Below are 9,283 nucleotides of genomic sequence, written 5' to 3'. Positions count from 1 at the left end.
AGGCCGTCTGAAAAGTTTTCAGACGGCCTTGAGTTTAAGAAGTCATACCGGATTATTTGGCTGCTTCGGCTTTTTCGCCTTCTTTAGCAAAGTATTTGGCGTAAATTTTGTCGTATTCGCCGCTTTCGCGTACTTTTTTCAGCGCATCGTTCAACATTTTGATGGTTGCTTCGTCGCCTTTGCGTGCGGCGATACCGTAGTTTTCGATGGTGAAGTCAGGCAAGGAGATGAAATCCAAGCCTTTGGTCGGATTGTTTTTCACATAGTTGGCAATGACCGCGCTGTCGCTGACGACGGAGTCCAAACCGCCGTTTTCCAATTCTTTGATAATCAGGGGAACGCTTTCAAAGCGTGCGATTTTCGGATTGTCGTTGCCCAAGAGTTTGGAAACGGAGAAGTCGCCGGTGTAGCCGGTTACCACGCCGACTTTGGCCATGTTTTTCAGGTCTTCGGAGGAAGCTACTTTTTTGCCTTTTGGAACGAGAACAACTTGGGTGATTTCAAAGTATGGATCGCTGAAGAGCATGCTTTGTTTGCGGTCGTCAGTGATGGTTACGCCGGACATAACGATGTCCACGTCGCCGTTGTTCAGAGAAGGGAAGAGGCTTTCCCATGGCTGGTGTTTGAATTCGACTTTGAAGTTGCCGGCTTTGGCCATGGCATTCATCAAATCTACGTCAAAACCTTCCACTTTGCCGGCAGAATCCAAAGATTCAAATGGGGCAAACTCGGCGTTGGAGCCGACACGGTACACTTTATCGGCAGGAGCAGAGGCATTGTTGCTTTGACCGCCGCAGGCAGTCAGGGCAAGGGCGGAACAAGCGAGGGCAGTGGCCAGCCATTTTTTCATGTTCATGATATGTGCTTTCTTAATAAAATGTTAACGGATAAAATCTTAGTTTAGCATAATTTTGTGAACAAACTAGCTGAAATTAGTGGTCTTTTTCTCGGAAAAATGCGTAGGTTACGTCATGGAAGAGGTCGGTGTGCGGACTGTCTTCGTAGCTCAATTCCGCCAATGCGTCTTCAAAGGCAAGCTGGATGGATTCTACGGCATCGTTGGCCATGTCGGAGGGCAGGGAGCGGATAAGGCCTTTGAGGGCGGTGGCGAGGACGTGGTTTTGCATACGCAAAACGTCGTTGGCTTCTTCCAAGTATTCGAGGCGTTGTTCGATGCTGCTCATGATGTATCCTTGAGAGTATATTAAATAAAATAGTGATTATATAGTGAATTAATATTAAAATGTTACGCTTGCGCCGGCTTGCCGGATATGTCCAACCATCGGCCGCAGTTCAAGTGTTTTTTGTTTGAATGCGGTTCACAATAAAAATGAAAAACGAGATTATTATGGAAAACAACCGTCTTGACCCCACAGTCCTCGAGGAAGAAGACCTGAATTGGGAAAAACGCCTGGAAAGATTGCGTCAGGCACGACAATTCAATACCGCGCCGACCCATGCGCCATTAGTCAAAAAATCGGATGAAGCTGTCGACGCCGCGTCCAAAACCGCGCCTAAAAAAGAATATAAACTGGATGCTGACAATCGTGAAAAAGTATTGGAAGAGTATTTGTACCGCTGGCAGTTGGAACACAATACTGCCCTTGCAGACGATGGCGAAGCAGTGGAAACCGATGCGATGGTGGTTTTGCAGGACAACTGGTTGAGCGCGCAATCGGCATTGCAGGCTGCGGCTTCAGAGCGTCACATTGAATCGACCCGAACCGTCAGACTAAATCCGAAATCAGGTGCCGTAGATTTTGATATGCCTGAAGTGGAAGAAACTGAAAAACCGGAAAATGATGATGCGCAAGCGGCTGAAGAGGCGGTTTCAGACGGCATTGAAAAAGAACCAGCCATCAATGTCCATATCAATGTATTGAACCCGCAGGCGATTGGCCGCCGAGAAGTATTCTGTGTTTCTGAAAAAGATTTGACCGAGCGTCTGATTAAGCGTTTACGTCCCCATGTGGCCGATGCGGTCAACGGTATGATTCGGATTGCTGTACAAAAACAAATGGCCTTGTTCACTTACCAGTTGCAGCAAATGCTGAACGAGCAGGCACCGGGCTTGGTGGAAGATGTATTGGAACACAACGTCAAACGTATTTTGGACGATATGAAAACTGAAATGAAATACCGCCGTTGAGTATCCAGGCCGCCTGAAAAGTTTCAGACGGCCTTTGGCGTAAAATTCCCTTAAAATTTTACGAAGCGTGTATAATAGCGGCTCACGTTTTCGTGATAAATATCCTTTCTAAATAGTTGATATGCCCGATGCAGAATCGGGCATTTTTTTTGAGATTGTTATGAATAAAAATAAAATCATTGTATTGCTGATTGCTTTGGTTGCCGTATTTGCCTATAACAAAATGCAAAACAATCAGCCGGTACAATCGCAGAATCAGCAGAAAATAGAAGCTGTTCAAAAACAAAATAATGTGGGTAAAAAGAATGCCGATGCTGCTCAGCAGCAAATCGGTTCGGGCAAAGAATCAGCCGAAGCGGTTTTGAAACAGGCGTTTGAAAACGAGCAAAGCGATATTCAGGTTGAGGGCGAGGGCACGGTATGGAAAACCCTGCCGGATGACAACAAAGGCACGCGCCACCAACGCTTTATCTTGAAGCTCTCCAGCGGTCAGACGCTTTTGGTGGCACACAATATCGACCTTGCCGATAAGATTAAGGGTTTGAAAAAAGGCGATAAAGTAGCGTTTTACGGCGAATACGAATGGTCGGAGCAGGGCGGCGTTATCCATTGGACGCACCATGACCCGTCAGCCCGGCATACTGACGGCTGGTTGAAACACGACGGCCGCCTTTATCAGTAAAAACGGTTTTCCTGTTTTTTCAGACGGTCCGAAACACGGCCTTCGGCTTGAAAGATAGTAGAAATCGGCGCAAAATGTTAACAAGTTAAACAGACGGAAAAATATTGTTCCGTCCATTGGAATACACAGTAGATTGGAAAATAAATGAACAAAAAACTTCATCCGCAAACGCTGGCCATCCGGGGCGGCAAAGAGCAAACCGAATATCGCGAACACAATCAGGCGCTGTTTTTGACCAGCAGCTTCATGTGGGAAAGCGCGCAACATGCGGCAGATTTGTTTTCCAAAAAAATTAAAGGCTTTACCTATACCCGTACAGCCAATCCGACTACTGCCGCTTTTGAAAAACGCATTGCTGCATTGGAAGGCGCAGAGCGTGCGGTAGCCACTTCGACCGGTATGTCTGCAATTCAGGCAGCGTTTTTTACCTTCTTGCAAGCCGGTGATCATGTTATTTCCAGCCGCAGCCTGTTTGGTACAACTGTCGGTTTCATCAATAACATCGTTACCAAGTTCGGCATCGAAGTCAGCCATGTATCGCCGGTTGATGTAGATGAATGGAAAGCGGCAATCAAGCCCAATACCAAACTGTTTTTCTTGGAAACTCCGTCCAACCCATTGGGCGAAGTTGCCGATTTGGAAGCTTTAGCCGAACTGGCACACAGCATCGGCGCGCTTTTGGTGGTGGACAATAGCCTCTTATCGCCCGTCGGTTCGCAGCCTTTGAAACACGGTGCGGATATTTCCGTTTCTTCCGCAACCAAAGCCATCGACGGCCACGGCCGCGTGATGGGCGGCGTATTGGCCGGTTCGGAAGAATTGATGACGCAAGTTGCCATGTATTGCAACTCTTGCGGGCTGGCGATGTCTCCGTTTAATGCATGGCAGTTGTTAAGCGGCGTGGAAACCCTGTCGCTGCGTATGGAAAAACAGTTTGACAATGCGTTAAAAATCGCCCAATGGCTGCAACAACAGCCGCAAGTCCAAGCCGTATATTACACCGGTTTGCCCGACCATCCGCAAGCCGAACTGATCCGCAAACAGCAAAATGGCGGCGGTATTGTGGTAGGTTTTGAAGTCGCAGACCAAGAAACGGCATGGAAAATCGTGGACGGCGTAGAGCTCTTTTCCCGTACTGCCAACCTCGGCGATGTGCGCTCGACCATCACCCATCCGTGGACAACCACGCACGGCCGGATGCAGCCTGAAGAAAAACTCGCCGCGAATATCCGCCCGGGCTTGATCCGCCTCTCTGTCGGTTTGGAACACATCGACGATTTGATTGATGATTTGCAACAAGCATTGAACAAATAATCTAAAAACAAATTTCAGACGGCCTTAAATTTTAATAGGCCGTCTGAAAGCAATTAAACACACATCTTAAGAATAAAAGGAAAAAAATAATGTCTGAAGCAGAATTCGCCTCATGGGCAATGAAAATCCTACTGAGTGGCCTGATTATCTTTTTGGGCTTTATCGTTTGGAACTTGGGTAAAGAATCCAAAGCCGGCAAATTCGGCATTGCCATGCTCTTCTTGGTTTTGGGCTTGGGTGTGTTTGGGTTCGTATTTAAAGAATTGCTGATTAGCTTTTTGGTATTGCCGAAGTAGGCAGGAAGTTTATTGATAGAACAAGGCCGTCTGAAAAAATGTTCAGACGGCCTTTTGATTTGATGTTTTAAATTACGCCCAATTCTTGCAAGCCGCGCAAGACGCCGTCTTCATCAACACTTGGGCAGACGAATTGTGCGGCAGATTTGGCAGCGTCTTCGCCATTGCCCATGGCAACACCAAAGCCGACGGTTGACAGCATTTCCAAGTCGTTGAAGCTGTCGCCGAATGCCATCACTTTGTTCATATCAATCCCCAGTTTTTCCACTGCGTGGGCGATGCCCCGTGCTTTTGAACCTTCTTTGCGCAGCAGGTCCACAGCATATTCATGCCAGCGGACGGATTTGAAGCCGTGTTGCTGGGTTAGCGGTTGCAGGATTTTTTCTTCTTCCTTATCCACAAAGACCAACATTTGATAAACAGGTTGTTTGCGGAAATATTCTTTGTCAGTCAGGAAGTTGGGCAGGATATGCGATAAGCCTTCGACAACGCGTGGCGAATGGGAGGAAACGGCAATTTCTTGGTTGTTGACAAAGGCGTAGTCTATTTTGTGTTGTTCAAGCAGGTTGATGGCGGTTTCGATGTCGGCAATGTCCAAGGGGTAGCTTTGCAGAGGTTCGCCGCGAAAGGAAATATATTGGCCGTTGATGGTAACGAGCATGTCGATACCGCATTCTTGAATCAAGGCTTTGACTTTGGCGGGAATGGCGGCTTTCGGACGGCCGGTGGCAATGGCAGTTAAAATGCCTTTGGCTTTCAATGCGCGCATGGCTTGGGCAACCGAAGGACGCAGGGTATCCGTGTATTTGCGGTAGAGGGTGTCGTCGATGTCAAAGAAGATGATTTCAGGATTGTTCATGGTTTACTCATCGGGCTGGGTATACACAGCTTTCATTGAAAATTGTGTGAACAGCTTGTGTATAAATTGGTTTAGTATTTGATTGCTATTATAAAAATAAGTTCTGATTAAAATTTAGGCAGAGTTTTATTTTGAGAATAAAGCGGAAAGTTATTCACAATAGGCCGTCTGAAAATTTGGTTTTCAGACGGCCTTGTTTTAAGCAATCAAACGGATATTTTCTTTGTCTTGTCTGAATTTGTTTTTAATCACGAGAGGCAGGCTGCTGTCGAAATACCAGCTTCCATCAGGCAATGCCAACGCGCCGCCGGCGCAGAGCAGGGTAATGCTGTTTCCGGTCAGGGGGTCGGTTTCGGTAATTTCAATTTCGTGCGCTTTGCCCCAATCAGTTACGGGGAGTAGGGCAGCAAGCTCGGTAATGCGTTGGTTTTGATGTTTGATGCCGTTTGGCTGGCGGCAGTTGCCATTGCATTTTCCGACAGCCTCAACAGGGCAGGGTTCGCCCTTTGCGTAGCCGGTCGGCAAAATATTGAGCGAATCTGGGCAGAGTCTGTGTTCTTGCGACCATTGCGTCAAAGCGCGTTTGGCTGCTTTTTTGTGGGCAAACAAACCGTAAGGACGCCAGTTTTTGGTGCCGCTGTTTAACAAGACAATGCGTGCTTGAAGGCTGCCGTGTTCGTCAGCGATAAAGCGGACGGTAGAAAACGATGTGGACTTTTCAGACGGCATCAGTTGGTATTCCTGCATGGTCTGGGCTTTGAGCCATAATGTATGGAGCTGCCCGACTGCCGGAATAAAACGGATGGAGGCTGCGGCTTTGATGTGCGGCGGCAGTTTTTTGCTGTGCAGCAGGGTGGCGGTTTCACTGTATGCGCGTTCATGTGCTTCAATGGCTTGGGCTTTGCCAAAATGATCAAACCAAACCAATACGCCGTAGCTGTCGGGCAGGGCATAGAGCTGTTGGGCAAGCGAATCAGGCAGCCAAGTGGGCAACATTTTCGGATTCATCAATACACGGACGTGTTCGTCCCATTGTTGATGATTTTTTTCTGCCAGACTTAATTCGAGATAATCACACAATGCGGCAACATCGGTCATGGCGCGGTGGCGGTTGGCCGTCTGAATGCCGGTGCGTTCGATAATGCTGTCGAGGCTGTGTTTGTAAAACTCAGGATACAGGCGGCGCGACAATTGAACCGTACAGAGCGAGGGTGCGGCAAAGTCAGTATGGATACGGGCAAACTCGTGGCGCAGGAAGGTGTAGTCAAAGCGGCTGTTGTGGGCAACAACCACAGCACCTTGCAATAGCGGCAACAAATCGGCTGCAATATCGGCAAAGACAGGCGCGTTTTTCACTGTTTCATCATGAATCCCGGTCAGTCTGGCAACAAATTCGGGAATGCTGCGGCAAGGATTGACCAATTGCTCGTAATGTGAGGCGCGTCCTTGCTCAAAACGAACAAGGGCAACTTCCGTTATCCTGTCTTGATAGAAATTTCCACCGGTCGTCTCCAAATCCACCACGACCACAGGCCGTCCCAAACGGGAAAATGCTTCGGATAAGAGCGGCCAGCGTACGAAATCTGACATTTTATTCTCTGTAAATTCAATAGCAAATGCGCATTTTACACGCTGTCTGCAAGTTTTCCAAATAAAACGCTTGACAGTAAACAGCCCTCTCTTTATAATTCAAATCTTTCTTGATGCACCCGTAGCTCAGTTGGATAGAGTATCTGGCTACGAACCAGAGGGTCGGGCGTTCGAATCGCTCCGGGTGCGCCACAGAAAATCTCCGCGCCCATCGTCTAGCGGTTAGGACATCGCCCTTTCACGGCGGTAACCGGGGTTCGATTCCCCGTGGGCGTGCCAGTTACTTTAAAATAAGCCATCACTAAAGAATAGTGATGGCTTATTTTTTTACATTTAAAAGTTTATAAGTTTATAGTTATTTAATTTTTTAAATAGCTTTCTTAGCTGTTCAGACGGCCTTTGCCTATCCTTCTGCCCAAGGCATCGTAGGTGTACGCCCAAGTTTCTTTGCTGCCGTCTTTTTTGAAGATTTCCGCTTTAACCAGTTGGTCATGCAGATCGTAGAAGTAGTTCTGTACTTCGCCGTCGGCCAGTTCACGGTGGATCAGGTTGCCGAAGTGATCGTAGTAATAGTTGCTGCCGTTGTATTCTTTAAGGGGGTTGTCCGGTATATGAGGGACGATTTGTGAATTAGGTTCAATTTTTTGGGGAAAGATAGATTGACCCATTAGGGCTTGCCTCTATTCCAGTACTATCTTCTCTTTCTGGTTTTCAGGTGCCGAAAGAGTCAAGCTACTGGTGTAAATTCACGATTAGACAACTGCAGAAGAAAGCAGCCAACAGACACACTACCTCCTCTGTAATCAAATTGGTATCCTAAGAGGGATGACCGACTGTGAAGATAACCTTTGGTTTGGGAATTATTACGACTGGGGCAAACTAAAAAGAGAAATGGACATATCTGGAACTGCTCGCTAACCATTTCGATTATGCATTACAACTTTTTCAGGTATTATGAGCTATGGCATTCAGGTTGTCTTAAAACATTCCTTTCAGACAAACTTAATGCTCTGTTAAGATATTATCTTCACATTATTGGGTAAACAATATCTTCTTAACAGGGCAAAAAATAGTCATAATTGTTTGTGTCCAATTTCTTAAATAAGTAAGATTAATTTTTGAAACTTTATTTGATATCAAATATTCTCCATGGAATGAGTCCCGTTCGATAATGTGCCCCTTAGGAAGTTTCCAACATTTTCTTAATCCTCCTCTAGAAGTTTTAGGTTTGTAACGATAATCCGCTAAATCTTATTAATCAATTGATATTTATCAGTATTTTTAATTCGTCTGGTAGTTTGGCGCCATTTCTATATGCCTTTTTAGCCCAAAATATGGCTTTTTCTTTATTGCCTTGTGTGAAAAATAAATCGGCTAAATTGGATTGGGCAATTGGATGTCCATTTTTTGCCGCTATCTCTAGCCATTTAAATTCCAAATCTTGATCTAAAGATACAAACATATGGTATTGATATAATTTGAATGCTGAGTTTTTATCTCTATTAGTGGCGTTCTTTTCGAGAATTTGAATTTCTTCATCTGGAATCCAATAAGTACTACCTGTTGATATAAAGTCAGTCATTTTCTCATTTCTTTCCGGATGTTGTTTACATGATATTAAAGGAGTTAATAACAAAAATAAAATTAAGAAATTTTTCAGTATTTCCATAGTTAGCATGTTCCTTACTTATTTTTTACTTTGAGGAGTAAAGCTTCTCATGGTGCCTGGTTTGCTTGTATCTTGCGAGCGATCAGCCTTCATTCCCATCGGTGTTAATTTCCCGTTACTTGAAAACCAAAGATATTCATTTGGTGCTTTAACTGTAGTATTTAATTCATTAGCAAGTTGTTGTCCAAGAGGGTTTGCTCCTTTTCCTGTATTACAGGATAAAATCTCAACCGTCATACCTGATTTATAGTTAGGATTTTTTTTAATTCTCGCTGCTAATTTTTTAGCATCTAATCTTTCACCTGTAGCCCCATCTACCATCAATGAAGGATTACCATGCCCTCCTACTTGGAAAGTATTCGGTTTATTGGCAACTTTATGAGCGTAAGAGTGTATGTCTTCATTACTTGAGAATAAATTCATATCAACTCCAGCTAAACCTAACCAATCGACCCATACTTGGGTATTAGGTGCAAATTGATAAAGATTATCCCACCCATCAACCCTATCGGATAGCGATGACGCCATCGCTTAATTAAAAATCCTGCCTTAAGATCGGCAGGATTTGAAAATAGCTTTCACATTATGAAATAAAACAGCACTTCATTTTTCTCAAAAAATCATCTTATTTATCTCGGCACGCTTCAGTTTACAGCATATTATTGAGATATATTTGTTAATATAAAGTTAAATTCTTTTCTGTGCTTTTATATATATCTGTATA

At 45.1% G+C, this 9,283-nt stretch carries 11 protein-coding genes and 2 tRNA genes; 6 read left to right on the top strand and 7 right to left on the bottom strand.

What is annotated here, in order from left to right; translation table 11 throughout:
• Positions 1-52: 52 nt before the first annotated feature.
• Together HMPREF2696_RS06400 and HMPREF2696_RS06395 are read right to left on the bottom strand one after the other, a co-directional pair.
• Positions 53-856, bottom strand: coding sequence for a basic amino acid ABC transporter substrate-binding protein (locus HMPREF2696_RS06400; protein WP_049332057.1), 804 nt, complete (start codon positions 854-856; stop codon positions 53-55).
• A gap of 76 nt (positions 857-932) precedes the next feature.
• Positions 933-1,184 carry an NGO1151 family protein gene (locus tag HMPREF2696_RS06395; RefSeq protein ID WP_070588139.1) on the bottom strand — a complete coding sequence of 84 codons (252 nt, stop codon included), beginning with the start codon at positions 1,182-1,184 and terminating at the stop codon, positions 933-935.
• 164 nt (positions 1,185-1,348) lie between these two features.
• On the opposite strand from HMPREF2696_RS06395, the gene HMPREF2696_RS06390 reads away from it, so the two are divergent.
• The 4 genes from HMPREF2696_RS06390 to HMPREF2696_RS06375 all read left to right on the top strand — a co-directional run bounded on the left by HMPREF2696_RS06390 (position 1,349) and on the right by HMPREF2696_RS06375 (position 4,441).
• Positions 1,349-2,149 (top strand): hypothetical protein, encoded by an 801-nt coding sequence (locus HMPREF2696_RS06390; protein ID WP_070588135.1) that lies wholly within the window; start codon positions 1,349-1,351, stop codon positions 2,147-2,149.
• Positions 2,150-2,270: 121 nt separating this feature from the next.
• Entirely contained in the window at positions 2,271-2,831 is a 561-nt protein-coding gene (locus HMPREF2696_RS06385; protein WP_004521102.1) for a DUF3465 domain-containing protein, read from the top strand.
• A gap of 144 nt (positions 2,832-2,975) precedes the next feature.
• Complete coding sequence (gene metZ / locus HMPREF2696_RS06380) at positions 2,976-4,145, top strand: O-succinylhomoserine sulfhydrylase (protein WP_070588134.1); 1,170 nt, start codon at positions 2,976-2,978, stop codon at positions 4,143-4,145.
• 89 nt (positions 4,146-4,234) lie between these two features.
• On the top strand, positions 4,235-4,441 hold the full coding sequence (locus HMPREF2696_RS06375; RefSeq protein ID WP_004521104.1) for a DUF2788 domain-containing protein: 207 nt from the start codon (positions 4,235-4,237) through the stop codon (positions 4,439-4,441).
• Between the two features lie 67 nt (positions 4,442-4,508).
• Here the strand turns inward: HMPREF2696_RS06375 and HMPREF2696_RS06370 are convergent, their stop codons facing one another.
• The gene (locus tag HMPREF2696_RS06370) at positions 4,509-5,300 is read right to left on the bottom strand and encodes a Cof-type HAD-IIB family hydrolase (RefSeq protein ID WP_004521105.1); all 792 of its coding nucleotides are present in this window, start codon (positions 5,298-5,300) and stop codon (positions 4,509-4,511) included.
• 198 nt (positions 5,301-5,498) lie between these two features.
• Positions 5,499-6,890 carry a 3'-5' exonuclease family protein gene (locus HMPREF2696_RS06365; protein ID WP_070588133.1) on the bottom strand — a complete coding sequence of 464 codons (1,392 nt, stop codon included), beginning with the start codon at positions 6,888-6,890 and terminating at the stop codon, positions 5,499-5,501.
• Between the two features lie 115 nt (positions 6,891-7,005).
• On the opposite strand from HMPREF2696_RS06365, the gene HMPREF2696_RS06360 reads away from it, so the two are divergent.
• Both HMPREF2696_RS06360 and HMPREF2696_RS06355 read left to right on the top strand, forming a co-directional pair.
• Positions 7,006-7,082, top strand: a tRNA-Arg gene (locus tag HMPREF2696_RS06360).
• A 12-nt stretch (positions 7,083-7,094) separates the two neighbouring features.
• A tRNA-Glu gene (locus HMPREF2696_RS06355) sits at positions 7,095-7,169 on the top strand.
• 101 nt (positions 7,170-7,270) lie between these two features.
• Here the strand turns inward: HMPREF2696_RS06355 and HMPREF2696_RS06350 are convergent.
• The 3 genes from HMPREF2696_RS06350 to HMPREF2696_RS06340 all read right to left on the bottom strand — a co-directional run bounded on the left by HMPREF2696_RS06350 (position 7,271) and on the right by HMPREF2696_RS06340 (position 8,982).
• The gene (locus tag HMPREF2696_RS06350; RefSeq protein ID WP_070588129.1) at positions 7,271-7,558 is read right to left on the bottom strand and encodes an RHS repeat protein; all 288 of its coding nucleotides are present in this window, start codon (positions 7,556-7,558) and stop codon (positions 7,271-7,273) included.
• 590 nt (positions 7,559-8,148) lie between these two features.
• On the bottom strand, positions 8,149-8,559 hold the full coding sequence (locus tag HMPREF2696_RS06345) for an SEL1-like repeat protein (RefSeq protein WP_224783330.1): 411 nt from the start codon (positions 8,557-8,559) through the stop codon (positions 8,149-8,151).
• 18 nt (positions 8,560-8,577) lie between these two features.
• Entirely contained in the window at positions 8,578-8,982 is a 405-nt protein-coding gene (locus HMPREF2696_RS06340) for a hypothetical protein (RefSeq protein WP_210383764.1), read from the bottom strand.
• Between the last annotated feature and the right edge of the window lie 301 nt (positions 8,983-9,283).

It is taken from the genome of Neisseria sp. HMSC058F07 (genome assembly GCF_001810035.1).
GTDB lineage: Bacteria > Pseudomonadota > Gammaproteobacteria > Burkholderiales > Neisseriaceae > Neisseria > Neisseria perflava.
This window is presented reverse-complemented; position numbering and strand designations above follow the sequence as displayed.

What these genes read in the sequence shown, in the direction of transcription:
- HMPREF2696_RS06400 (WP_049332057.1), bottom strand. Translation starts at nt 856, where the DNA reads ATGAACATGAAAAAATGGCTGGCCACTGCCCTCGCTTGTTCCGCCCTT.
- HMPREF2696_RS06395 (WP_070588139.1), bottom strand. Translation starts at nt 1,184, where the DNA reads ATGAGCAGCATCGAACAACGCCTCGAATACTTGGAAGAAGCCAACGAC.
- HMPREF2696_RS06390 (WP_070588135.1), top strand. Translation starts at nt 1,349, where the DNA reads ATGGAAAACAACCGTCTTGACCCCACAGTCCTCGAGGAAGAAGACCTG.
- HMPREF2696_RS06385 (WP_004521102.1), top strand. Translation starts at nt 2,271, where the DNA reads ATGCCCGATGCAGAATCGGGCATTTTTTTTGAGATTGTTATGAATAAA.
- metZ (WP_070588134.1), top strand. Translation starts at nt 2,976, where the DNA reads ATGAACAAAAAACTTCATCCGCAAACGCTGGCCATCCGGGGCGGCAAA.
- HMPREF2696_RS06375 (WP_004521104.1), top strand. Translation starts at nt 4,235, where the DNA reads ATGTCTGAAGCAGAATTCGCCTCATGGGCAATGAAAATCCTACTGAGT.
- HMPREF2696_RS06370 (WP_004521105.1), bottom strand. Translation starts at nt 5,300, where the DNA reads ATGAACAATCCTGAAATCATCTTCTTTGACATCGACGACACCCTCTAC.
- HMPREF2696_RS06365 (WP_070588133.1), bottom strand. Translation starts at nt 6,890, where the DNA reads ATGTCAGATTTCGTACGCTGGCCGCTCTTATCCGAAGCATTTTCCCGT.
- HMPREF2696_RS06350 (WP_070588129.1), bottom strand. Translation starts at nt 7,558, where the DNA reads ATGGGTCAATCTATCTTTCCCCAAAAAATTGAACCTAATTCACAAATC.
- HMPREF2696_RS06345 (WP_224783330.1), bottom strand. Translation starts at nt 8,559, where the DNA reads ATGGAAATACTGAAAAATTTCTTAATTTTATTTTTGTTATTAACTCCT.
- HMPREF2696_RS06340 (WP_210383764.1), bottom strand. Translation starts at nt 8,982, where the DNA reads ATGAATTTATTCTCAAGTAATGAAGACATACACTCTTACGCTCATAAA.